The organism is Actinomadura madurae, from assembly GCF_900115095.1.
Classification (GTDB): Bacteria; Actinomycetota; Actinomycetes; order Streptosporangiales; family Streptosporangiaceae; genus Spirillospora; species Spirillospora madurae.
The window spans coordinates 378,329-401,644 of record NZ_FOVH01000005.1 but is presented as its reverse complement, the minus strand read 5'-3'; the positions used below and the strand labels follow the sequence as shown (position 1 = coordinate 401,644).

General features: G+C 70.1%; 17 protein-coding genes. 7 read left to right on the top strand and 10 right to left on the bottom strand.

The genetic code is table 11. The features are described 5' to 3' along the window. Positions 1-5 precede the first annotated feature (5 nt). The 5 genes from BM339_RS17970 to BM339_RS17955 all read right to left on the bottom strand — a co-directional run bounded on the left by BM339_RS17970 (position 6) and on the right by BM339_RS17955 (position 7,196). Positions 6-1,043, bottom strand: a complete 1,038-nt coding sequence (locus BM339_RS17970) for a zinc-dependent alcohol dehydrogenase (RefSeq protein ID WP_075021577.1) — start codon at positions 1,041-1,043, stop codon at positions 6-8. Between the two features lie 49 nt (positions 1,044-1,092). After that, a complete protein-coding gene (locus BM339_RS17965) occupies positions 1,093-2,778 on the bottom strand; it encodes a dihydroxy-acid dehydratase (protein ID WP_083597715.1) in 1,686 nt (561 codons plus the stop codon). Further along, positions 2,778-3,692, bottom strand: coding sequence for a dihydrodipicolinate synthase family protein (locus BM339_RS47735; RefSeq protein WP_083597714.1), 915 nt, complete (start codon positions 3,690-3,692; stop codon positions 2,778-2,780). Before BM339_RS47735 ends, BM339_RS17965 begins: the two co-directional genes overlap by 1 nt. A 128-nt stretch (positions 3,693-3,820) precedes the next feature. Further along, entirely contained in the window at positions 3,821-5,356 is a 1,536-nt protein-coding gene (locus BM339_RS17960) for an APC family permease (protein WP_177287720.1), read from the bottom strand. Between the two features lie 151 nt (positions 5,357-5,507). Beyond that, positions 5,508-7,196, bottom strand: coding sequence for a phytoene desaturase family protein (locus tag BM339_RS17955; RefSeq protein WP_075021575.1), 1,689 nt, complete (start codon positions 7,194-7,196; stop codon positions 5,508-5,510). A gap of 502 nt (positions 7,197-7,698) precedes the next feature. On the opposite strand from BM339_RS17955, the gene BM339_RS17950 reads away from it, so the two are divergent. The 7 genes from BM339_RS17950 (at position 7,699) to BM339_RS17925 (ending at position 17,736) form a co-directional block, all read left to right on the top strand. Next, positions 7,699-8,688 (top strand): sugar ABC transporter substrate-binding protein, encoded by a 990-nt coding sequence (locus BM339_RS17950; RefSeq protein ID WP_081842460.1) that lies wholly within the window; start codon positions 7,699-7,701, stop codon positions 8,686-8,688. Position 8,689: 1 nt separating this feature from the next. Next, entirely contained in the window at positions 8,690-9,712 is a 1,023-nt protein-coding gene (locus BM339_RS17945) for an ABC transporter permease (protein WP_075021574.1), read from the top strand. Between the two features lie 13 nt (positions 9,713-9,725). Further along, positions 9,726-11,240, top strand: a complete 1,515-nt coding sequence (locus BM339_RS17940) for a sugar ABC transporter ATP-binding protein (RefSeq protein ID WP_075021653.1) — start codon at positions 9,726-9,728, stop codon at positions 11,238-11,240. Then, complete coding sequence (locus tag BM339_RS17935) at positions 11,225-12,289, top strand: phosphotriesterase family protein (RefSeq protein ID WP_075021573.1); 1,065 nt, start codon at positions 11,225-11,227, stop codon at positions 12,287-12,289. The genes BM339_RS17940 and BM339_RS17935 overlap by 16 nt, the downstream gene beginning before the upstream one ends. A 551-nt stretch (positions 12,290-12,840) precedes the next feature. Then, complete coding sequence (locus BM339_RS49925) at positions 12,841-13,011, top strand: hypothetical protein (protein WP_021592823.1); 171 nt, start codon at positions 12,841-12,843, stop codon at positions 13,009-13,011. A gap of 262 nt (positions 13,012-13,273) precedes the next feature. Beyond that, entirely contained in the window at positions 13,274-14,512 is a 1,239-nt protein-coding gene (locus tag BM339_RS17930) for a lanthionine synthetase C family protein (RefSeq protein ID WP_177287719.1), read from the top strand. After that, complete coding sequence (locus tag BM339_RS17925) at positions 14,464-17,736, top strand: lantibiotic dehydratase (protein ID WP_083597710.1); 3,273 nt, start codon at positions 14,464-14,466, stop codon at positions 17,734-17,736. The genes BM339_RS17930 and BM339_RS17925 overlap by 49 nt, the downstream gene beginning before the upstream one ends. A gap of 334 nt (positions 17,737-18,070) precedes the next feature. On the opposite strand, the gene BM339_RS17920 is transcribed toward BM339_RS17925, so the two are convergent. The 5 genes from BM339_RS17920 to BM339_RS17900 all read right to left on the bottom strand — a co-directional run bounded on the left by BM339_RS17920 (position 18,071) and on the right by BM339_RS17900 (position 23,114). Continuing rightward, positions 18,071-19,282, bottom strand: a complete 1,212-nt coding sequence (locus BM339_RS17920; protein WP_083597709.1) for a cytochrome P450 family protein — start codon at positions 19,280-19,282, stop codon at positions 18,071-18,073. A 98-nt stretch (positions 19,283-19,380) separates the two neighbouring features. After that, positions 19,381-19,992, bottom strand: coding sequence for a GTP-binding protein (locus BM339_RS17915; RefSeq protein ID WP_083597708.1), 612 nt, complete (start codon positions 19,990-19,992; stop codon positions 19,381-19,383). Continuing rightward, positions 19,973-20,341 carry a DUF742 domain-containing protein gene (locus BM339_RS17910; protein ID WP_075021570.1) on the bottom strand — a complete coding sequence of 123 codons (369 nt, stop codon included), beginning with the start codon at positions 20,339-20,341 and terminating at the stop codon, positions 19,973-19,975. Before BM339_RS17910 ends, BM339_RS17915 begins: the two co-directional genes overlap by 20 nt. Positions 20,342-20,355: 14 nt before the next feature. Continuing rightward, positions 20,356-20,772: a roadblock/LC7 domain-containing protein gene (locus tag BM339_RS48750; protein ID WP_024934533.1), complete on the bottom strand. Its 417-nt coding sequence runs from the start codon at positions 20,770-20,772 to the stop codon at positions 20,356-20,358. Next, positions 20,769-23,114 carry a sensor histidine kinase gene (locus tag BM339_RS17900; protein ID WP_075021569.1) on the bottom strand — a complete coding sequence of 782 codons (2,346 nt, stop codon included), beginning with the start codon at positions 23,112-23,114 and terminating at the stop codon, positions 20,769-20,771. The genes BM339_RS48750 and BM339_RS17900 overlap by 4 nt, the downstream gene beginning before the upstream one ends. Positions 23,115-23,316 lie beyond the last annotated feature (202 nt).

The window sequence follows — 23,316 nt, the reverse complement described above, 5'->3', positions numbered from 1 at the left end:
CGGTGTCACCCTTCGCCGCGCATTTCGATGAGGACCTTGCCGCGGGGTTCACCGCTGCTCGGATCGGCCAGCACGCTCAGGGCCGATGCGAACCGATCGAGGCGGAAGCGATGCGTCACCAGCCGCGACGGCTGGAAGATCCCGCTGTTGAGCAGCCGAACCGTCTGCGCCCACGCCGCGGCCGTGTAGCTGAAGCTGCCGCGGATCCGCAGGTCGTTGTTGACGACGTCATCGACCGGCAGCCGAGCCGTCTCACCATGGCCCGAGATGCCCAGCAGCAGGACCTGGCCGCCGCGCCGAGCGGAGCGGAACGCGGTCTCGCAGGCCTCCGTGCTCCCGGCCGCCTCGATCACGATGTCGTACGCCCGTTCCTGGGGCGGCTTCACCGTGAACCGGTCCGCGCCCATGGAGACGGCGAGATCCTCTTGTTCGGGTCGCCTCCCCGACACGGTCACGCCCGAAGGGGACCACAGCCGGACCAGATGCGCGGCCAGCAACGCGACCGTGCCGTCCCCGATGACCAGGACGCTCATACCTGGAACGAGGTCGGTCTCGCTCAGCGCGCGCAGCACGACCGCCGCCGGCTCCACGAGCGCCCCGCTGTCGAGAGGAATGCCGCCGGAAAGGCGGTGGACCAAATATGCGGGTACTCGGACGGCGGGCCCCGCGGCTCCGTCCAAAGTGAATCCGAGTTCGTCGTAGTTCTCGCACAGATTGGTCCTGCCGCTGCGGCAGGCGTGACAGAACGAGCACGGCACGATGCCCTCGACGACGACGGGGTCATCGGCGGCCAGACCGTCCACCTGCTCACCCGTGGCCAGCACCTTGCCCGACCACTCGTGCCCGAGGACCAGGGGGTACCGGACATAGGCCGGGTCGAGGTCCCCGTCGATGATCTCCAGATCGGTTCCGCACAGGCCGACGAAATGCGGCTCGACGAGAACCTCGCCCGAACCGGGCGGCGGGACGACGCGTTCCTGAAGCACCACATCGCCCGGACTGCGAACGACCAGCGCTCGGCCGCGCACGGAAGACTCGGTCATGGAAGTCCTTTCCTCACAGGAATCTGGGCAGGTGACAGCGCCGGCGATTTCAGCTTCTGCCCACGACGGGATCGACGAAGGGCAGGGCCTCAGCCGTCCGTGGAACCAGGAAGTCGAAGTCCGCGCCTTCGGGCGCTTGCAGAACGTGCTCCTGGTAGAGCGCGGGCCAGCCGCGGTGATGCCGTATCGGCTGTGGCTCCCGTGCCGCGATCCGCTCCGCAACGACCTCCGGGGGGAGATCCACTTCGAGTAGACGCCGTGACACGTCCAATGTGACGATGTCGCCGTCCCGCACCGCCGCGAGAGGTCCCCCGGCGGCCGCTTCCGGCGCCACGTGCAGCACGCAGGTGCCGAAGCTGGTGCCGCTCATCCTCGCGTCACTGACCCGGACCATGTCCGTCACGCCCTCGGCCGCGAGCCGGCGTGGAATGGGGATCATCCCCCACTCCGGGAAGCCGTCGCCGCCGCGCGGGCCGCAGCCGGTGAGGACGAGGACGGAATCCGCCGTGGCCCCGAGGCCGGGATCGTCGATGCGTCGCATCATGTCCGCGTGGCCGTGGAAGACGACGGCCGGCCCTGTGTGCCGGACGAGCCTTCGACTCGCCGCGGCCGTCTTGAGGACGGCCCCATCGGGCGCCAGATTGCCGCGCAGGACGACCAGCGCGGGGGAGTCGGTGACAGGGTCGTCCACCGTACGGATGGCCCGATCGCCTTTCGCGCCGTCCCCGGGGAGCCCCGATCGGTGTCGACGAAGGTTCGCCAGCACCGCCTGGATCCCGCCGGCCCGGTCGAACGCGGCGATGGTATGGCGGCCGATCGGCGCGACGTCGGCCAGCACCGGTGTGGCGGCGGCCGCCTTGTCGAACTCTTCGAGGCCGAGGGGGATCATCCGCCGGCCCGCCAATGCGCACAGGTGGATGACCGCGTTCGTCGACCCGCCCACGGCGGCGAGCGCCATCAACGCGTTTCGAAACGAGTCCGGGGTGAGGACCTGGTCCGGCGCGGCGCCGCGGCGCACCATCTCGACGATCAGGGAGCCGGTTTCCCCGGCCTTCGCCTCAAGCCGGGGATCGTCGAACGGCAGGGTGCTCGCGCCCGGGACCATCATGCCGAGGACCTCGGCCATCATCGACATCGTCAGCGCCGTCCCCATGACGTTGCACGCGCCCTGCGAACAGCCCAGCGCGGCTTCCAGGCCCTGCCAGTCCCGGTCGTCGATCCTGCCGTTCCGCCGCTCCTCCCAGTACTTCCACAGATCGGTGCCGGCACCCACCTCGGCGCCGTGGAAGCGGCCGGTCCTGCGGTAGCCGCCGCTCAGCTGGAGGGCCGGGAGATTGGCGCTGGCCGCGCCCATGAGCTGCGCCGGAATCGTCTTGTCGCAGTTCCCCAGCAGCACCACCCCGTCGAGAGGGTGGGCGCGGATCGTCTCCTCCACCTCCATGGCCATCAGGTTCCGGTACAGCATCGCCGTGGGCTTCATCAGATCTTCGCCGAGCGAGATCGTGGGCAGCTCCACCGCGATTCCTCCGGCCGTCTCGACCGCCGACCGCACCGCGGCGGCGAGACCGCGAAGGGGGAGGTTGCAGGGGTTCAGGTCGCTGGTCGAGTTCAGGATGCCGATGACCGGGCGGTCCTCGTGCCGGGAGACGGGACGCCCGGCCGCGCGCATGGCCGCACGATGCTCGAGCCCCACCTCGTCGTCCCGGGCGAACCACCGGGAACTACGCAGAACCATCAGATGACGACACCTGCCCCATAGGCCTCGGCCAGGACATCGAACCGCCGGTCCACCTCGCGCTCGGTCTCCGGATCGACCAGGTATCCGACCGGGCCGCGAGAGTACGTGTGCGTAAGCACCCCCTGCCTGCGCAGCAGGTGCTTCTGCACCGAGACGAACGAGTCCAGGCTGTTCTGGATCGACACGAGCGCGCTGAGCGGCCCGTTGAGCGCGTCGACCAGCGCGGCGTCCCCCGTTTCGAGGGCCTTCCACAGCGCGACCAGCGCCCAGCAGATGTCCGGTCCCGGCATCGTGCCCGCGATGCCCCGGGTGAAACTGTCCACGAGCGCCAGCCCGCCCGTGCCCTCGTAGACGCGGGCGCTGCCGTCCGTGGCGTCCCGCAGCGCGCTCAGTCGCGGGCCGATGGGCTGGGCCTCCGGCTTGAACAAGGCCCTGTCGCCGTAGTCGCGCAGCAGCCGCGCCTGCAACTCGATGGACAGCGGCCGGCCGAGGTACCCGCTGGCGTCCTGGACGACCACGGGAATGCCGACCGCGTCGAAGATTCCCGCGTAGTAGCGGAAGAGTTCGTCGTCGTCGCAAGCGGTGGCCAGCGGCGGGATCGCCATCAGCGCCGTCGCCCCGCTCGCCTCGGCGTGCCGGGCATGCCGGACGGCGGTGTGCAGGCTCTCCGCCCCGACGCTGGCGGTGACCGTGGCCCGGCCGTCGACCGCCGCACAGGTGGCCTCGGTGAGCCGGTCCCGTTCCTCGCTGGACAGGCGCAACACCTCCGACACCATGCCGAGGACGACGCCGTCGACTTTCTGGGCCAGGACCCACTCGATCTCATCCGCGAGCGCGGCCGCATCGATGTCGCCATCGGCGGTGAAGGGCGTGGCCAGCACGGGCAGGACCCCCTCGGGGGACTTGGGCATCGAAACTCCTAGAGGAAGGGGAGCGGTACGGGAAAGGTGCCGGCCGTCGTGGTGTTCCGGGAGCGGCGGCTTGGAAGCTTTAACGTTCCAGTTGTACGGGACGGCTTTGGCGCCGTCAACCGGCCGGCTCACCCGGGGCGGGCCGGGGACGTCGTGTCGTCGGGGAGATCGCCGATTCGCGCGTACTTCACCGGGTCACGCCGGCGCAGCCACGCGGCCCGGCCCATGCCCACCAGCGCGGCGCAGGGCAGCGTCGCCGCCATCCCGACCGTCGCGACCGCACCGGGATCGCCGATCAGCAGCCCGAAGTTGCTCAAGCTGACGGCGGCCAGACCCAGCAGACCGAGCATGCTCAGTGCCGGCGCGAGGACGGTGTGCCAGACCCGCTTGTCGGCACTCCGCCGGCGGAAGAACACGAAGACCGCCACGGACGCGATCGACTGCAGGATGATCACGCCGATGGCGCCCAGCCCGGTCGCCCACACGTAGAGGCCCCCGTAGGGATCCGCGCCGGACACCGCGAACACGCCGATCACGACGGTGGCCGTCGCCGCCTGCACCAGGCACGCGACGTGCGGCGACTGGCGGGTCCGGTGCGTGCGTCCGAGCCGTCCCCAGACGAGCCCCTGCCTGCCGAGGGCGAACAGGTACCGGGCCAGCGTGTTGTGGAACGCCAGGACCGCGGCGAAGATGCTGGTGATGATCAGCACGGACATGATGTCGTTGCTGATCGCGCCGAGCTGCGACCGCAGCGCCTTCGCGGCGAACGACTCGGGGTCGTCGCCCGCTTCCGCGACGACGCTGTCGGCCCGGAACGAGTTCGTCAGCAACCACGCCGAGATCGAGTAGAACACGCCCATGCCGATAAGAGCGATATAGGTCGCCTTCGGCACCGTCCGCCGGGGATCGCGCGCCTCCTCTCCGTAGATGACGGTGGCCTCGAAACCGATGAACGAGGTGTAGGCGAACACCAGCGCGATGCCGAGCGCGCCGCTGAACACGGCGGCCGGTGAGAAGGGCTCCCACGACAGGCCCGCCGGACCGCCTTCACTGGCCCCGCCCGTGGCGAAGATGGCCACGTCGAGGACGATGATCAGTGCGCTTTCCAGCAATAGCATCACCCCCAAGGCGCGAGCGCCGACCTCGACCTTGCGGACGCCCAGCGCCAGGCACAGCGCCGTCCCCGCCAGTGAGTAGAGCCACCACGGCAGGCCCGCGCCGAGATATCGCTGCACGAACCGGTCGACGTATGCGCCCAGCGCGCCGAACATCCCGGCCTGGATGGCCGTGTAGGCGAACAGGGCGAGCGTCGCCGCGCCCAGCCCGGGGATACGGCCGAGGCCATGCGCCACGTACGTGTAGAAGGCGCCCGCGTTGACGATGTGGCGGCTCATCGCGCTGTAGCCGACGGCGAAGAGCAGCAGGACGGCGGTGACGAGGACGAAGGTGCCGGCGGCGCCTGTCCCGTTCCCCTGCCCCACGATGACGGGGACCCCGAGCACGATCCCCGAAAGCGGGGCGGCCGCGGACACCACGAAGAAGACGATGTGCCCTGCCCCGATGGTGTTCCCGCGCAACTTCCCGCGGTCGACGGCGACACTGTCGCCGGGTGGTGTAACGGACGCACCGGCCGCGCCGGACGAGCTCTTTTCTCGCAGCCACATTGATCTGCACCTCGTTCGCGCACTGGATTGTGGGCAGTAGGAATCGGAGTTCGTTGAAGTGGGAGGCATGCCGCCTGGGTTCACGACACCGTCCGGGTTTCCGGACACCGCAGCGAATGGCGGCGGCCACGTTGTTCTGGTCGGCGGCTTCTTACATCCGTTTGCCGACCTTGACGACGCCACGCAGCGACTTCTGCCGCATCGCCCAGTTGCGGAGGCGCTTGAGGCCGGGGTGGCTGGCGAGGCGGTCGACGATGTCGAGGCGCCCGCCCGCGTTTCGGGCGGTGACCCGGGGCCTGGGCGTGCCGGCCAGATCGGCGATGACGGCTTGGGCGGCGTTGTGCCCGCACGCCCCCATGACCGCGCCACCGGGATGCGTCGCCGCTCCGCACAGGTACAGACCCGGCACGGGTGTCTCATAGCCGCCGAGCCCGGGAGCGGGCCGCGAGGAGAACAGCTGGTTCAGCGACATGGCGCCCTGGAAGATGTTTCCGCCGGTGAGCCCGTAGTCGCGCTCCAGATCGAGCGGCGTGATGGTGTAAGTGCCCACGATGCTGTCCGCCAGGTTCGGGGCGTACCGCGCCAACGAATCGATGACGGTACGGGTGAACTCGTCCTTTCGGGAATCCCAGTCACCCTCGGCGAGCGTGAACGGCAACTGCTGGATTCCGGTCGAGATCGTGTGCATGCCAGAGGGCGCCACGCTCGGATCCGTCGCCGAGGGAATCAGCAATTCGATGGGATAGCCGGTGCACAGTTCGCCCCGCTTCTGGGCATCCCACGCTTTCTCATACGCGGACCGCGTCCCGCCGAGAAGGGTGAACCCGCGATGCTGCGGTCCCGGCCCCGGAGGCAGACCGCGGTATCGCGGCAGTTCGTTCACCAGCAGGTGGACACGCGCCATGCTGCCCCGGAAGTCGAGGGACTCGACCTTGTCCCGGACCGACCCGTCCACCGCGTCGGGGCCGAGCAGATCCAAGTAGGTGTGCTTGGTGTCCGCGCTGGAGACCACGACATCGGCGGCGAGGAGTTCGCCGCCCGAGCGCACGCCCCGGACCCGCCCCCCACTGGTCACGATCTCCTCGACCTCGGCGTTCGTCCGGATGACCGCGCCGGCCTCGCGCGCCGCCGACGCGATCGCCTCGGAGATCGCGCCCATCCCGCCCCGGGCGAAACCGAACCGGCCGAACTCGCCGTCGTACTCTCCCCACGAATGGTGGCTGAACCCATAGGCGGTCCCCGGATCCATCGGACCGGCGTACACCGACACCAGCGCGAAGAACGTGAACAGGCCGGACACGAGATCGTGGCTGAAGTAGCGCCGCAGCATCGAGTCGACGCTCCCGGTGACGAACTCGTGCCAGAGGTCGATCTCGCCCGCGTGCTCGAATGCGCCGATCAGCTCGCTGAGCGAAGGCGGCTCCGCCAGCAGGTACGGCTCGACGAGCTTGGCGAATCGGCGGAACCGGATGCCGAACTCGATGAACCGGTCGACGTCGCGTTCGCCGATCCGCTCCAACTCCTTGATGGTGCGGTCGATCTCCGGCCATACGAAGAAGTGGTCGCCGTCTTCGCCCATGACGAAGTTCATGACGTCGGTGGTGTACATCTCCAGCGAATGCCGCTCGAGCTCGAGGTCGCGGATAATCTGCGGGCGAAGCGAGGAGTTGACGTAGGCGCAACTCGAGAACCTCGCGCCCGGGATGAGTTCCTCGGTCACGCAGGCGCCCCCGACGACGTGCCGGCGCTCCAGAACGGTCACGTCGTGCCCGGCCTTGGCCAGGTAGGCGGCGGCCACCAGGCCGTTGTGGCCGGCTCCGACGACGATGATTCTGCTCATGTGGTGCGTTCTCCGATCGAACGGCGCCGGCGGCCCGCTAGCGGGGGAGACCGGCGGCCTGGGGCGCGATAGAGACGGATGCTCCCCGCCGGGGCACCCCGGACGGGGATTCCCGGACGCGGGCTCTTAGACGAGGGAGGTCGGGACGGACGGACTCCGGCCCGGGGAGTGGAGAAGGCGTCTACTGTGACGTTAAAGCTCATTAGATCCACCGGGGCGGGTCCTGTCAACCACCTCGTGAGCTGGGGTTGCCCGCGAATCGGGCGTCAACCCGTCGGCGGGGTTGACAACCCGGGCCGGACGCGTCTCTAATCCTTCTTTAACGTCACAGTTGGCCATCCCGGGACGCCGGGCGGCCCCGATCGCCGACCCGGAGACCGGGGCGCCGACCTTCCTTCACTCTCATCCACCGACCCGCTGGCACACCTGGCCATCGGCCTCGGCGAGGTCGTCGAGCGGCACCGAGCTCACTTCGGCGGCGCCGAACTTCTACGGAGATTCCATGTCACATTCAGTGAGGACGTCCGCGGCCGCCCTGACCCGTCGCCGGATCCTGCGGTTGGGCGCCGCCGGTGCCCTGCTGGGGGCCGCGTCCGCCTGCAACGTCGCGCCGAGCCGTGATTCGTCGAAGACGCTGACCGTGGGGTTCTCGATCTGGGACACGGCGATCCCGTTCGCGGTTCCGCTGGCCGCCGCCCTCCGGGAGGCGGCGCGCCGGGCGAAGATCGATCTGAAGCTGGTGTCGGCCGCCGGCGATCCCTCGGTCCAGACCCAGCAGGTGGCTCAGCTGGCCGCGCGGAAGGTGGACGTGGTCTGCGTGACGCCGCTCGACGTCGTCGCGATCCTTCCCGCCGCCAGGTCGGCGAAGCAGGGCGGCGTGCCCGTGGTCGGGGTGGGCGGCACCATCGAGGGATTCCCCTACCTCGGCGCCGACGACACCGAGTTCGGCAAGCAGATGGGCAAGCTGATCCTGCAGGCGCTGAAGACGAAGAACATCCAAGGGCAGAAGAAGATCGGGCTGCTCCGGGGCCTGGCCGGGGGGAGTCCCGACAGGGATCGCTTCAAGGCCATCACCGAGACGCTGGCCGCCGACCCGAGCGTGAAGATCGTCGCCGAGACCGCGACGGACTGGTCCGCCGACAAGGGCCTGACCGGAACGCAGAACATGCTGCAGCGGTTCGGCAAGGGCGAGATCCATCTGATCCACGGATTCGGCAGCGGGGTGGAGACGCCCGGAGCCAAGTGGGCCCACACCCAAGCCGGGCGTGACGACGTGCTCTTCACCGGTGGCGAGCTGCCGAAGTCGACGCAGGAGGCCATCACCGCGGGCTGGACGTACGGGGTGGTCATCCAGGACCCGACGAGCCTCGGCCAGATGGTGATGAACGCGCTCCCGCGGATGGCCCCGGACTTCACGAAGACCCCTGCCGACGCGGTGCTGCAGCTACCGGTGTGCACCAAGGACAACCTCTCCCAGTACAGGGCCTTCTGACATGACGGTGGAAACGAAGGCATCCGGGCCCCCTCTTGAGGCCCAGACCGGGCGCGCCGCTCTCCGGTGGCTGGCCGGCACGTGGGACAGGTTCGGCTCCGGCATCATCCTGGTGCTGCCCGCCCTGTTCCTCGTCATGGCGAACCCCCAGTTCCGGGACGGCGAGAACCTGATCAACGTCCTGCAGCAGGCGTCGATCATCGGTGTGATCGCGATCGGCCAGACCATGGTGCTGATCCTCGGCGGGTTCGACCTGTCGGTCGGTGCGGTCGCCGCCATGGCCGGGGTCGCCACCTACCTGTTCTTCGGCGCGGACCCGTCGCCGGGCGCCATCGTGGGCGGCATCGCGGGCGGCCTCCTGCTGGGCGCCCTCATCGGGTCGGCGAACGGGTTCATGATCGCCAAGGTCCGGATCAACCCGCTGATCGCGACGCTCGGCGCGATGAGCCTCGTGCGCGGGCTGGTGCTGATCGTCAGCGACGGGAAGCTGGTGTACGCGCAGGGCAGCGCCGCCGGGTTCGCGAACCTGGTCCAGGGCAGGGTCCTCGGGGTTCCGGTGTCCGGGCTGATCTTCCTGCTCGTCACCGTCGCCGGGTGGGGCGTCCTGCGGCTGACCGCGTTCGGGCAGTCGGTCTACGCGATCGGAGGCTCCGAGCGGGCGGCCCTGCTCTCGGGGATCAAGGTGGCGCGCATCAAGGTCATCACCTATGCCGCGTGCGGCCTGCTCGCGGCCGTCGGCGGCCTGATGCTGGCCACCAGGACCGCGTCCGCGCTGCCCAACGCGGCGACCAACTACGAGTTGCAGGTCATCACGGCCGCCGTGATCGGCGGATGTTCGCTCAAAGGCGGCAAGGGGTCCATCTGGGGGACCGTCCTCGGAGTGCTGATGCTCGCCGTCATCGCCAACGGCCTGGACCTGTACGGGGTGTCGGTGTTCTGGCAGACGGCCGTCACCGGTGTCGTCCTGCTCATCGCCGTGACGTTGAGCGCGATCGGCGAGCGGTACCGGACGCGGGGAGCGTGAGGCCGTGCTGGAGATGAGGAACATCAGCATGAGGTTCGGCTCCAACCAGGTCCTCGGCAACGTCGACCTCACCGTGGAGTCCGGGCGGATCCACGCCCTGTGCGGAGCCAACGGGGCGGGTAAGTCGACCCTGATGAAGGTGCTGGGCGGCCTGTACCCGTCGGCCGAGGGCACCATCAGCCTGGACGGCGTCGAAACCAGGCTCCACACCCCGCGGCAGGCTCTGCTGGCCGGGATCGGCATGGTGTACCAGGAGTTCGATCTCGTTCCCTCGCTCAGCGGGGCAGCGAACGTCCTCCTCGGACACAACACGACCCGGCGGCTCGTCCCCGGCCTGCGCTACTTCAGCCGCGGCGCGCTCCAGCGGCAGGCGGAGCGGTTGAGCGCCCGATACCGGTTCGATGTCCCGTTGACCCGTCCGGTCGAAGAGCTCACGGTCGGCGCGCGGCAGCTCATCCAGGTCTTGAAGGTCCTCGCCCAGGACTCGCGCGTGGTCGTCTTCGACGAGCCCACGGCCAGGCTCACCGCCACCGAGCGCGCGGCTCTCTTCTCGGTGATGCGCAGGCTCGCCGGGGAGGGCAGGTCCGTCATCTTCATCTCCCACTACCTCGAAGAGGTGCTGGAGATCAGCGACCACGTGACGATCCTGCGCGACGGGAGGAACGTGTTCGACGCGCCCGCGGCGAACGTCACCACCGCGCAGATCAGCCTGCACATGGTGGGACACGAGGTCGAGAAGCGGGAGTTCTCGCGGAACACTCCCGGCGGAGTCGTCCTGAAAGTCGACAAGCTCAGTTGCCGGCCCCATTTCTCCGGTGTCGACTTCGACGTACGCGCGGGGGAGGTGGTCGGCCTGACGGGCATCGTCGGGTCCGGCCGGCAGCAGCTGGTCCGCGCTCTGGTGGGCGAGGCCAAGTCCGCCGGGACCGTGAGCCTGAACGGCGTTCCCGTCTCGACCCGGTCGCCGCAGTCGGTGGTCGGACGGGGCATCGGCTTCGTTCCCGAGGACCGCCGGCTGGAGGGCATCGTCCCGGACCGGAGCATCGAGTCGAACGTGATCCTCGGGACCCTTTCCACGGTGAGCCGGGCGGGATTCGTCGACCGCAAGGAGGCCCGCAGACGTGCCGCGGACGTGATCGACGTCCTTTCCGTGCGGTGCACCGGCCCGGGCCAACCCGTTTCCCAGCTCAGCGGAGGCAACCAGCAGAAAGTGCTCCTGGGGCGCTGGCTGGAGGGGAAGAGCGATGCCCTGGTGCTCGAATCCCCCACCGTGGGCGTCGACGTGGTCGCCAGCGACGAGATCCACCACCACATCCGGCGGCTCGCCGGTCAGGGCAAGGCGGTTCTCGTCTCCACCGACGACCTGGAGGAGCTCGAGCGCATCGCCGACCGCATCCTCGTCATGGTCCGCGGCCGGATCGTCGCGGAGTTCCCGCCCACGGTCGCCAAGGATCACCTCATCGCCACGCTGGGCGGATCCGACCCCTCGTCACCCTCGCAGAAGGAGCACGCATGGCCTCCGTCATGACGGTCACCGGCCCCGTCGACGCGTCCGAGCTGGGGATCACACTCAGCCACGAACACCTGCTCATCGACCTCACCGGCTATGTCGAACGGCCCGCGTGGGCCAGCCGTGCGGCGTTCACCGACGAGAAGGTGCAACTGCACAATCTCGACCGGATGCGGCGCAACCCGTACGCGAACCTGGACAACTGCCTCCTCGGGGACATCGACACGGCCGTCGAGGAGATCCAGCGGTTCCAGCGCCTCGGCGGCCGCACCGTGGTCGATGTGACCAACGCCGACATCGGACGGGACCCGCTCGGCCTCCGCGAGATCGCCTTCGCGACCGGGCTCAACATCATCGCCGGCTGCGGTCATTACGTGCACGCCGCGCACCCCGCCGAACTGGCTTCACGGCCCGCCGACCAGATCGCCGGCAGGATGATCAACGACCTCACGACCGGGATCGACGGCACCGGCGTCCGGGCCGGGATCATCGGCGAGATCGGCACCACCGACCCCCTCGATCCGGCCGAGCGGAAAGTGCTGGAGGCGGCCGCCAAGGCGCACCTGGAGACCGGAGCGGCCATCTCGATTCACGTGCATCCGCCGACCCGGTACGCCCACGACGTCCTGGACGTGCTGGAAAGCCAGGGTGTTTCCCTCCGCCATGTCGTGCTGGGTCACATGGACGGGACGTTGGCGCACACGGACATCGTCCTGGACGAGGCGGTGGAACATCACGCTTCTCTAGCCGCACGCGGGTGCTACATCGAGTACGACCTGTGCGGCAACAACGGCTATTTCGAGCACAACGGACTGGCGTGGTGGCTGCCGTCGGACCAGCAACGGGCAATGGCCCTGCGCCGTTTGATCGACAGGGGCCACGGCGACAAACTGCTGCTCTCCCACGACGTCGGGCACAAGCATTACCTGACCAAATACGGCGGCTGGGGCTACGGCCACATCCTGCGGACGATGACGAAGATCATGGCGGCCTGCGAGATCACCCAACAAGAAATGACCGCGATGATGGTGGACAACCCGGCCCGCATGCTGACCGCCGCCCCCTGAGCGAACGCCCCTGACCGACCGAGCGGGTCGCCGTCACTGAGAGCGTCTGGAACCATTCTGGTGCTGCGGTTTCGATCACCTTCGCGGGTGTCTCCACCCCTGGGTGAGGCTCCGTCCACCCGCCTGACGTGGCAGAAGGGCGAGTATGCCGCCGTGGCCTGCGCGCGGTGCTTGCCCCGCAGCCCGTACTTGGTTCGGCGAGTGCGTCGTCGGGCGGTCGCAACGCGCGTCTGGCGCGCCACGGGCATGGCGAATGATTTGGTGCGTTCCACAAGGTCGTCGCGTTGTGGCCCGGGGTCGCGGGTCCGGGTGATTCCCGTGCTGTTGACCCTCTAGATGATCTTAGATAGATTCCGTTGTATTGGTACGCTCGGTGATGTGGTGATAAGGGTTCGTGGCCGGACCATTCCAATCTGGAAAGGGTTGTTCCAGCGTCTCTCCGGGGAATATCGCCGGAGTGCATTGCGCGTTCAACGCGATCGCCGGCGGCCTGTTGAGGGCGGCGCCGGAGAACCGGTGCCGACTTCGCTCCCACAGTGATCGGAGAACCAATGACGATCTCGCTCACCGACCAGGCAGGCGTCGACGCGCAGGACGAGTTCGACCTCGACGTCCGGGTCTCGGAGCTGTCGACGTCCGCCGAAATCCTCGACTGCACTGACTCCTGTCCATGCTTCACCGCCCCCTGCCAGTCCACGCCGACCTGCCTAGAAGGCATCTGATCAGCCCTGGGCGCGGCGCCTGGCACGGGTGACCCGCGGCGACCGCGTCGGACGTTCCGGCGCCGCGCCCTCGGCGGATGGCCGTCCGGTCGGAGCACCGGACCGATTTCAGCCGGCCGCCCGACTCGGGCGCAGTACGAAAATGGTTCGCCCGGCAAGGGCCCGGAGCTCCGCCGGACGGGCACCGAGAAACGGCAGGTCGATCGTGGGTGTGCAGGGCAGGCAATTGACCGGTCAAGAGGTCACCGAGGTCGCTCGCCACGTGGCCGACCGATTGACCGCCGCCCCCGCGGCCGATGGGTGGGAGAATCTGGGAAGCGGAGATCTCGGAATTGCGCTCGCCCTTCTCCACGCGAGCGAGGTCCTGGATGACGAGCGATATCTCAGAGCCGGTCAAGCCGTTCTCCGCCGCGCCGTCGAGGCCACCGCGCGGGACCCCCTGGTCTCGGCGGGCCTGTTCACCGGCACGGCGGGCTTCGTCTGGGTGCTGGCCGAGTTCGCGCGCCGCGATCCGCGCTATGGAAGGTCGCTCCGATCGGTGACCGGCCGGCTGGTCGAGCGGACACCGGGTCCGCCGGAGCGCGGCGGTGTCGCCCTGGGCGAGTACGACGTGATCAATGGTGCGGCAGGGCGGCTCGCCGCCGTGCTGAAGGCCGCGGAGACCGTGGGGGTGGCCTCCGGCAGCGGGCTGCGAGAAGCCGCCGACGGCCTCGCCGCCTACCTCCTTGAGGTCACGGCCGTCGACGCGGACGGTGCGCCGAAGTGGTTCTGCCCGCCCCGGCTGTACCCCAAGGCGGCGCCCTGGTTCCATGACCAGTTTCCCCACGGGATGTACAACCTGGGCTTCTCCCATGGCCTGCCGGGAATGCTGGCCGCACTGACGCTGGCGGCCCGCGCGGGCATCAGGCGGCGGCAGGCGGAGGAACGGGTCGCCGAACTCGTGGACCTGCTGGCGGAATGGCGGTGGGACGACGGCGCCGGCCCGACATGGCCCGGCGCCCTGCGGGCCGCCCCCGAATCCCGGCTGCCCGTCCGTACCGGGGACGACGCCCCGGCACGTACGGCGTGGTGCTACGGCGCCCCCGGCGTGGCGGCCGCGCTGCTGTCGGCCGCCACCATCAGCGGAGACACATCGCTCGCGGTCGCGGCGCTCACCCGTGTGCGGGACGCCCCGGAATCGGAGCGCCGGACGTTCGCCCCCACCCTCTGCCACGGTGTGGCAGGGCTGCTCGCCGTCTACACGCGGGCCTACGCGCAGACCGGCGACCCCGTCCTCAAGGAGATGCGGGACGACACCCGCTCGCGGTTGTGCGCCATGGCGTCGGACGAGCATCCCTTCGTGTTCGCCGACATGCCCGAGCCGGACAGACCGTCGCACACCACCGGGCTGCTCGAAGGCGCGGCAGGGGTGCTGCTCGCCCTGCTCGGCACGGTCTCACCCGGAGCCTCCCGATGGGACGAGGTGCTGTTCCTGACACCGACGGCCACGAGCGCGGCATGAAGCACACCGGCCCCTACAAGGCGAGCGGGTTCTTCCTGCTCAGGGCACCCGCGCTCCCTGTCCGCCCGATGCTGGACATCCTGGAATCGTTCCCGGCCGGGGCGGACGACGCCGGGGACGCCTGGCGGGACGGCCATGCCCAGGCCCTCCTGAAGCTGTGGAGCGTGCGCGGCGTGTCGTCCGCGATCCGGTCCGCGACCTCCGACCTCGCCGACGCCGTCGACCGCCTCGATGACCTTTCCCCCAGGGACCGGCGCCGGGCCGTCCTGAGCCTCGGCCGCTACCTCAACAGGATGAGCTTTCGCGCCACCCCGTTCGGGCTCGTCGCAGGGGTCGCCGGCGGCTTCTTCGGCCGTCCCGGCGGCCGAGCACACCCGCGGCTCGACGCCGGAGCACAGGCGCGGCTCGGTGACACCGCGATCGGCCAGGCGCGGGCCAGAGCCGACATGGGCTGGGTGATGCACCTGGCGAAACGCCTCGCCAAGGATGCGGGCTTCGCCCCTGAGCTGTTGGTACGCCACAACGATCTGCTCTGCACGGGACGCGGCAGGGTGTGGCTTCAGTCCGCCGACGGTTACGGGACGAAAGAGAACCGCGCGGTCAGTGTCCGCTTGAACGGACCCGTCCTCGCGGTCCTCGAACACGCGACGTCACCGAAGACCCTCGGCGACATACGCGCTCACCTGGTCGCCGCCTACCCCGGTGTCGCGGCGGAGAAGATCGACGGCCTTCTCCGGGAGCTTCTCGAACTCGACTTCCTCGTCACCGCCGAACGCCCCGGGATGCTGGCCGGTGGCGCGGGCGCCCCGCTCCGCTCCCTGCTGCCGGCCGTCGTGGACCCGGTGACGGCGCAGGCCCTCGACGACGTCGACACCGCGATCCGGGTGTTCAACCGGAACCGCGACGTGCACGGCGGCCTGCGCGCCCGCATCGAGTCACGGGCCAGGGCCGCCGCAGGGGACTACCAGGGTCAGGTACTGCAGATCGACTCCGCGCTGGCCTTCGCGACGCCCCCCGTCCTTCCCGCGGAGGTGGCGCGCCTGGCGGAGGACGCGGCCCGGGTGCTGTCCGTCGTGGGATCCGATCAGTATCCGCCGGCACTGCGGGAGTACGCCGGCGCCTTCGTCGAGCGTTACGGGCTCGGCGCCGAGGTACCCGTCCTGGAGCTTCTTTCCGAGGAGTCCGGTCTCGGGCCCCCGGCGGGCTACCTGTGCCCGAAGCGGTCGTACCCGCTGCCGGGCGAGGAGGCCGATCCGCCGGCCTGGACCGAACGCGAGGCGCTGCTCGTGCGGCTGGTGTCCACCGCACTGGCCCGGCGCAGCATCGAGGTCTCCCTCGACGACCACCTCCTCGCCGAGTTCGCCGAGGCCGCGCACACGACCGGCGACGACCGGCCCCGGTGGCCCTCGATCGACGTCCACCTGCAGCTCACGCCCCCCGGCACCGGTGGCGAAGGGTGGCGCGGCGCCGTCACCGGGATCGGCGTCACCCTCGGCGGCCGGACCTTCGGACGGTTCCACGACCTGCTCGCGCCGGACGTCCGGTCCGCGCTGCGGGACCTGGCCGCCGCCGAGGAGGAGCTCATCGGTGACGCGCTGACCGTCGAGCTGACCTACCTTCCCTCGGACGCCCGCGCCGCGAACGTGTCGATACGGCCGCTGCTGCACGCGTGGGAACTACCGGTCAACGTGGCGACCGACCGGCCCGCCGGCCGGCGGGTCGAGCTCGCGGACGTCGTCGCCGGCGTGGACGGCGGACGGCTCTACCTCTTCAGCCCGCGGCTGGGCCGGCGCCTGCACGTGACCCAGCGCTCGATGCTGAACCTGGGAAAGGCACCGAACGTCTGCCGTTTCCTCGTCGAGGTCTCCACCGCCCAGGCGCGGCGGGTCTCGCCGTTCGAGTGGGAGCGCCTCGCCGAAGCCACCCCGTTCCTGCCGCGGATCGAACGGGCCGGCCTCGTCCTGCGGCGAGCACGCTGGAGGCTGCGGGAGGACTCCATCGCCCGGGACGCGGGGTGGCGGCACACGGATCCGCTGGGCCCCTTCGCCGACGCCGTGCGGACCTGGAGGGAGACGTGGATGGTGCCGCGCCGCGTCCACCTGATCCAGTCCGACAACTCCATCCTGCTCGACCTCACGAGCGCGCCGTCCCTGGCCGAACTGCGCGCCGCGATGGCGCGGGCACGGGCCCAGGGCGGTGACGTGCTGCTGGAGGAGGCGCTGCCCGAACCGGACGAGGGCTTCCTCGCCGGTGCCTCCGGGGAGCGGTACGTCTCGGAGGTCGTGGTCCCGCTCGTGCGTGTCGATCCCGGTTCCGCCGGGCGGACAGCGCCGCGGAGATCCGGGACGCGGCGTGCGCCGTTCACCGAGCGCGTCAAGCCGGTCGGGAGCGACTGGCTGTACATCAAGCTCTACACCGAACCGGACGCGCACGACGCCCTGGTGACAGGCGACCTGGCCGCGTTCGCCGAGCGGCTGACCGCCCGGTACGGCGTCGCGGAACCGTTCTTCATCCGCTATCGCGACCCCGCGCCCCACCTCCGCGTCCGGTTCCACGTTCCGGACGAAGCGCTCCGCGAGAAGATCCTCGGCGAGACCGCGCGATGGGCGCGCACACTCACCACCAGCGGCCGCATCATCGAGTTCACGTTCGCCGCATACAACCGCGAGATCGAGCGCTACGGCGGCACCGAGCTGATCGGACACGCCGAACGCTGGTTTCAGCGGGACAGCACCGCCGCCACGCTGCTGCTCGGGCACCTGCGCCAGGCCCCGCCCGAAGATCGTGTGGCGATGACCGCGCTCAGCCTGGAGCACATGGGCCGGCTGCTGCTCCCCTCGCTCGAAGACCGCCGCCGCCTCGCCAGGTCGGCCGCCCCCGGCCACATCGGTGGCGCGGAATACCGTGCGGCGGGACGCGCGCTCTGGGCGGACCTCACCGGCGGCGGTCCCGGCAGCCCCGTGCTCGGCGAAGCCGTGGAGATCTGGCGGCCCGCCGCGGCCGGGATCACGCACCGCACGGCCGAACTCGGAACGGACCGCGTGGCCCTCGCCGGGAGCTTGCTGCACCTCCACTGCAACCGGATGGGCCTGCTCCGCGACAAGGAGGAGATCGCGTTCGGCATCTGGCGTCGCCTCCTGGACAGGATCGCCAACACCTCGAACGCAGAAGCAACGCCACCCGAGCACCAGATCGCCGAGTTGAACGAACGCCCCGACGTGTGATTTCCGTGTGTGCTGTCCTTCTCGACGGGCGCGCACCAGGGACCCGACCTTGCTTCACTGTGGATCGATCCGGCTGCCCCACCGGCCAACTTGATCCCGCACTGTGCGCAGGCCTCGCGGTGACGCGGAACACCTGGGCACAGGACCCCGGCGTCGCAAGAGCACGCGCCGCTGCGACCATTCTGGACGGCTGGAGTGAGCGGGGCATTGTTCCGCCGCGCCGAAAGGCTGCCGACGCGTGCCGGACGCGGCACGCTGCGGCGGGTGGCTCGGTGTGGGCCGGCCCGGCGGGTGGGCCGGCCCGGCGGTGGGCCGCCGGGCCGGGGGCGGTGCGTCAGAGGCCGAGGGTGGCCGGGATGGAGAGCGGGCCGATGGTGAAGAAGGACGGGGAGTAGGGGATGTCGTCCGGGTCGACGGCGAGGGCGAGGCCGGGCACTCGCCGGTACAGCGTGGAGAGCGCCAGCCGTCCCTCCAGGCGGGCCAGTGACGCGCCGATGCAGTAGCGGGGGCCGTGGCCGAAGCTGAGGCGCGTGTTCTGTTCTCGGGTGATGTCGAACCGGTCCGCGGTCTCGCCGTGCTCGGCCGGGTCGAGGCCGCTCGCCTGGTAGACGACGCCGACCGCCTGCCCCTTGGGGATGTCGACTCCGGCGATGGTCACGTCCTCCGCGGTGAAGCGCCAGCTGGTCATCATCACCGAGTGGCGGTAGCGCAGGGTCTCCTCGACCACGTCGCCCCACCGGTCCTCGGCCTTGGCCAGCGCCAGCTGGTCGGGATGCTGGGCCAGCGCCAGAATGGCGTGGCCGAGCAGGTGGACGGTCGTCTCGTGGCCGGCGACGAGCATCAGCCACAGCACGCCGACGAGTTCGTCGGTGGTGAGCCGGTCCCCTTCGTCATGCGCCTGCACCAGGCCGGACGTGAGGTCGTCGCCCGGGGTCTCCCGTTTGCGCTCCACCAATTGATGCAGATACGTCTGGAGAGCGTTCTGCGTCGCGAAGGCCTCCTCCGGCGATGTCGTGTGCGCGAGCAGAGCGGCGGTCCACCGGCGCATCTGCGGCCGGTCCTGGACGGGCACGCCGAACAGCTCGCAGATCACCCACATCGGCAGCGCCTCGGTGAAGGCGGGGACCAGGTCGACGCCGTCGCCGACGGCGATCACGTTGTCGACCAGGTCGTCCACGATCTGCTGGACGCGCGGCTCCATCGTCTTGATCCGCGCGGGGGTGAACGCCTTCCCGATCAGGCCGCGCAGCCGCCTGTGGTCGTCGCCGTCCTTGGTGGACAGATGGCCTCCCTGGACGACGGCGCGCAGCGGCCAGTCCTCGGGGATCGTCCCGTCGTGGAGGGCGGGCCAGTTCGCGGGCTCCCGCAGGAAGGTCCGGTTGTCTCCGGCGAGGATCTCCTGCACGGCGTCGTGGGTCAGCGCCAGGTAGCCGGCGACGCCTCCGGGAAACTCCACTTCGACCACGGGGGCGATCTCGCGCAGCCGGATGCAGGTGTCGAGCACCTTTTCGTCCGCGGCGGGAAAAGAAGGCAGAGTCTTCGACATGTGGTCCCTTTTGGGTGCGGGAATGGGGGCATGCGAAAGCTACTATAATGGCCCTCTTGATCATCCAGGGACCGGGTTATTTCAAAAGGCCGAGAAATTCAGCGCCCGGACGTGGTCTTGGCGAGAACGTACTCGACCATGGTTATCAGCACTTGCTTGGCCGAATTCCGGCTGCGCACGTCGCACATCACCAGCGGGACGTCATCGTCCAGGTCCAAGGCGATCCGCACGTCCTCGGGACGCTTGCGCTCGGCGCCGTCGAAGCAGTTCACCGCGACCATGAACGGGGTGCGGCGGTCCTCGAAGTAGTCGACGGTCCCGAAGCAGTCGGCGAGGCGGCGCACGTCGGCGAGCACCACCGCGCCGACGGCGCCGAGCGCCAGCTCGTCCCACATGAACCAGAACCGCTCCTGGCCCGGCGTCCCGAACAGGTACAGCACCAGGTCGTCCGGGAACGTGATCCGGCCGAAGTCCATGGCCACGGTGGTGCTGACCTTGCCGTCCACGCCCGTGGTGTCGTCGACGCCGACGCTCCGGTCGGTGAGGAGCTCCTCGGTGCGCAGCGGGCGGATCTCGCTGATCGAGCCCACCATGGTCGTCTTGCCGACCCCGAATCCGCCCGCGATGAGGATCTTGGCGGCGGTCAGCTGACCGCCGCCTCCGCCGGCGCCCGGATGGTGGACGGCGGTGTCAGAGTGCGCGTAGTCCATTCAGCAGTTTCCTTAGTACGAGCTCGTCCGGGACGTCGCCGGTGGGAGTCGGTTTCAGCACCCTGAGCGCGTTCTCGTCCCGTAGGTCGTCGACCAGCACCCGCACGACGCCGACGGGCAGGTCGATCTCGGACGCCAGGTCGGCGAAGGTGATCGGCCGCCGGCAGATCGCCAGCAGCCTGCGGTGCTCGGGATCGAGCCGCACCCGCCGGGGGATCGGCACACCGGTCGCCTCCAGCACGGAGATCAGGTCGAGGCCGTCGTCGCGGAGCCGGGTCCGGCCCCGCGTGACGGTGTAGGGACGGACGACGGGACCCGCTTCGCCGTCGAGCCATCGGTCATCGCTCATCGGTCAACCCGGTCTCACCTGGTGCCCGATCCCGCCAGCCGAGGAATGAACGGCGGCCGCTCGGCCAGCTCCTCGGCCAGCTCGACCATCCGCAGCACGACCGCGCCCGCGTCCGCGTTGGCGTCCGCCAGCAGGGCGAGGCACGCGTGCTCGCCCGCCGGCACCATGAACACCAGCATCGTGTCCATCTCGATGACGCTCTGCAGCAGCTCGCCGCCGTCGAACCGCCGGCACGCGCCGCGGGCGAGCCCCTGCACGCCCGACACCAGCGCGGCCAGATGCTCGGAGTCCTCCCGGGCGAAACCGGAGGAGCAGGCCGCGACCAGCCCGTCCCTGGACAGCAGGACCGCGCCGACCACCAGCTCCGCCCGGCCGCCGAGGCCGTCCAGGCGCCGGCGCACCTCAGCGGTCGAGATCGATGGTTCCGTCAACGTTCGCCCTCCTCGTCGCGTCCGGTGGGCCGGGCCGGCGGCGGTTCGCTGCGCCCGCGCCGCCACCCGCTCTGCATCGAGGCCATGACCGAACTGGCGCGCTCCGGCGAGCGGGCGCCCCGTCCGGACGGCCGCTTCTCCTCCCGGGCGGGCGGTGCGGCGTCGCGCAGCTGCGGCGCCAGGTTCGCGCGGCGCACGCGGCGCGGCATCCCCGCGTGGGTGCCCGCGGCCGGGGGCGCCGGCTGGGGCGGCTGGGTCGGCTGCGGCTCGAACGGAGTGCTCGGCTCGGCCGGGGCCGGCGGCGGCATGTTCAGCGGGTCGTGCCCGCCTTCCGGCTCGGTGCCGGCGGCGCGGTGCCGTCCGACGGGGTCCATCGCGTTCTCCTGCGTCTCGTGGCCGATGATGTCCAGAGGCCCGGTGTGCGCCGGGTCGAAGGCCCCGTCCGCAGCGGGCAGGTCCGGGGCGTCCGCCCGTTCGGTGCCGGTGCTCCTGCTGCTCGCGCGGCCGACCTGGTCCGCCGGGACGACCAGCGAGTGCGGCAGCAGCACGACGGTCTTGATGCCGCCGTAGGAGTTCGGCTCCAGCGCCACCTTGATCCCGTGCCGGTGCGCGAGCGTCCCGACGACGAACAGCCCGAGCTGGTCGCCGTGGGTCAGGTCGAACTCCGGCTCGCGGCGGAGCTGCTCGTTGATGGCCGCCAGCTTGTCCGGGTTCATCCCGAGGCCGCGGTCCTGGATCTCGACCACGAAGCCCTGGCCCACCAGCCCGGCGTCGACCTCGACCGGCGTGTTCGGCGGCGACATGACGGTCGCGTTCTCGATCAGCTCGGCCAGCAGGTGGATCAGGTCGGCGACGGCCGAGCCGACGATGCCCTCCTCCGCCGTGCTGACCACCTCGACGCGGGCGTACTCCTCGATCTCGCCGATGGCGCCGCGCAGCACGTCCAGGACGCCGACCGGGTGCCGCCAGCCGCGGCCGGGCGCGGCTCCGGACAGGATGATCAGGCCCTCGGCGTGCCGCCGCATGCGGGTGGTGAGGTGGTCGATGGCGAACAGGTCGGCGAGGGCGTCCGGGTCGGACGCCTTGCGCTCCAGCGTGTCCAGCATGGCCAGCTGCCGGTGCAGCAGCGACTGGTTGCGCCGGGCGAGGTTCTGGAAAACCTGGTTGACCGCCGCGCGCAGCTCGGCCTGGCGGACCGCGGCCTCGACGGCGGTGCGCTGCACGGACGAGAACGCGGCCGACACGTTGTAGACCTCGGCCGTCCGGCCGACCTCCAGCGGCGCGGCCTCCGTCGCCACGTCGACCTCGTACCCGCGGCTCAGGCGGCGCACCACGTCGGGCAGCCGCTCCTCGGCCATGGTGCGCGCGGCGCCCTGGAGACCGAGCAGGTCGCGGCTGATGCGGCGGCTGAAGCGGAACATGAGGAGCGCCGTCAGGGTGATCGCGACGAGGCCGAGGGCGCCGATGAGGGCGAGGCGCAGCAGGGTCTCGTCGGAGTCCTCCTTCGCCTGGGCGGCGTTCACCGCCCGGGACTTGCCGAGCGCGCCGTCGATCTCCACGATCGAGGCGCCCGCGACGGCCTTCCATTCGGTCGGAGCGATCCGCAGCCTCGCGCCGGGACGGGTCGCGAGGATCTTGTCCTCGGTCGTGGTGAAGTTCCTCTCGGCGGGGGACGCCAGCGCCTGCTTGAAGGGAGCGGCGATGGCCGGGTGGAGCTCGGCGAGGTTCGAACCCTCCAGGAATCGCCGCTCGTACACCAGCCTGCTGATCGCCGTGTGCTCGCCGAAGGACATCCGGCCCCCGTCGGAGAGCACACCGCCCACCAGCGCGATCTCCCGTCCGCGCAACTCGATGCCGCGCGACATGGCGGCGGTGTGGGCGGACTGCTGGAGCCCGTCACCGGCCACCAGCACGTTGACGTATTGGAAGTGGGCTTCGAGGACTTCGTTGTACGCGTCGAACGCCTCCAGCCTCGTCAGGGTGCGGGAGTCGACCTGGCTTCGCAGTTCGCCGATGCCATTGAGCCTCTCCAGCAGCACCGACAGCCGCTGCTTCATCGCGCGGGTCAGCGTGGCCTGGAATTTGTCAGAGTTAACAGCTTTGTTCATTTGGACGATCGTGCCGTCCATCTTCCTGCGGACGGTGTCCATTGACGTGCGCGGCAGCCGGTTGTTACGGCTCAGCCAGATCACCGACTCCTGCCGCTCCTGGGCCAGGGCGACCAGCGTCGGCTGCGCGGCGCCGCCGTAGATCTCGTTGGTGGTGTCGAGGTTGCGCTGGTTGATGGCCTTGGACGCGGTGCTCTGCGCCGCGAAGCCCCACAGCGTGATCAGGGAGACCATCGGAACGATGATCAGGCCGACAAGGGAGAACCGGATCGAACGCCGGCGGCGTGGGCTCCTCACCGGGCGAAACGGCCGAGGTCAACGCGGTCATGATTGACGTGGTCGTTCATGGTGTCTCTCTCAGGCTCGGTGGGCACCGGATGGCCGAACTCGGCTTCACCGGGCCGCAAGTTTGATCATGCGTCTGGAATTCCGGTCA

Bases quoted from the DNA above. Each gene is read 5' to 3' on its own strand.
- BM339_RS17950 (WP_081842460.1), top strand. From the start codon at position 7,699: ATGTCACATTCAGTGAGGACGTCCGCGGCCGCCCTGACCCGTCGCCGG.
- BM339_RS49925 (WP_021592823.1), top strand. From the start codon at position 12,841: ATGACGATCTCGCTCACCGACCAGGCAGGCGTCGACGCGCAGGACGAG.
- BM339_RS17925 (WP_083597710.1), top strand. From the start codon at position 14,464: ATGGGACGAGGTGCTGTTCCTGACACCGACGGCCACGAGCGCGGCATG.
- BM339_RS17970 (WP_075021577.1), bottom strand. From the start codon at position 1,043: ATGACCGAGTCTTCCGTGCGCGGCCGAGCGCTGGTCGTTCGCAGTCCG.
- BM339_RS17915 (WP_083597708.1), bottom strand. From the start codon at position 19,992: ATGGACTACGCGCACTCTGACACCGCCGTCCACCATCCGGGCGCCGGC.
- BM339_RS17955 (WP_075021575.1), bottom strand. From the start codon at position 7,196: ATGAGCAGAATCATCGTCGTCGGAGCCGGCCACAACGGCCTGGTGGCC.
- BM339_RS47735 (WP_083597714.1), bottom strand. From the start codon at position 3,692: ATGCCCAAGTCCCCCGAGGGGGTCCTGCCCGTGCTGGCCACGCCCTTC.
- BM339_RS17965 (WP_083597715.1), bottom strand. From the start codon at position 2,778: ATGGTTCTGCGTAGTTCCCGGTGGTTCGCCCGGGACGACGAGGTGGGG.
- BM339_RS17935 (WP_075021573.1), top strand. From the start codon at position 11,225: ATGGCCTCCGTCATGACGGTCACCGGCCCCGTCGACGCGTCCGAGCTG.
- BM339_RS17910 (WP_075021570.1), bottom strand. From the start codon at position 20,341: ATGAGCGATGACCGATGGCTCGACGGCGAAGCGGGTCCCGTCGTCCGT.
- BM339_RS17940 (WP_075021653.1), top strand. From the start codon at position 9,726: ATGAGGAACATCAGCATGAGGTTCGGCTCCAACCAGGTCCTCGGCAAC.
- BM339_RS17945 (WP_075021574.1), top strand. From the start codon at position 8,690: ATGACGGTGGAAACGAAGGCATCCGGGCCCCCTCTTGAGGCCCAGACC.
- BM339_RS17960 (WP_177287720.1), bottom strand. From the start codon at position 5,356: ATGTGGCTGCGAGAAAAGAGCTCGTCCGGCGCGGCCGGTGCGTCCGTT.
- BM339_RS17920 (WP_083597709.1), bottom strand. From the start codon at position 19,282: ATGTCGAAGACTCTGCCTTCTTTTCCCGCCGCGGACGAAAAGGTGCTC.
- BM339_RS17900 (WP_075021569.1), bottom strand. From the start codon at position 23,114: ATGGTCTCCCTGATCACGCTGTGGGGCTTCGCGGCGCAGAGCACCGCG.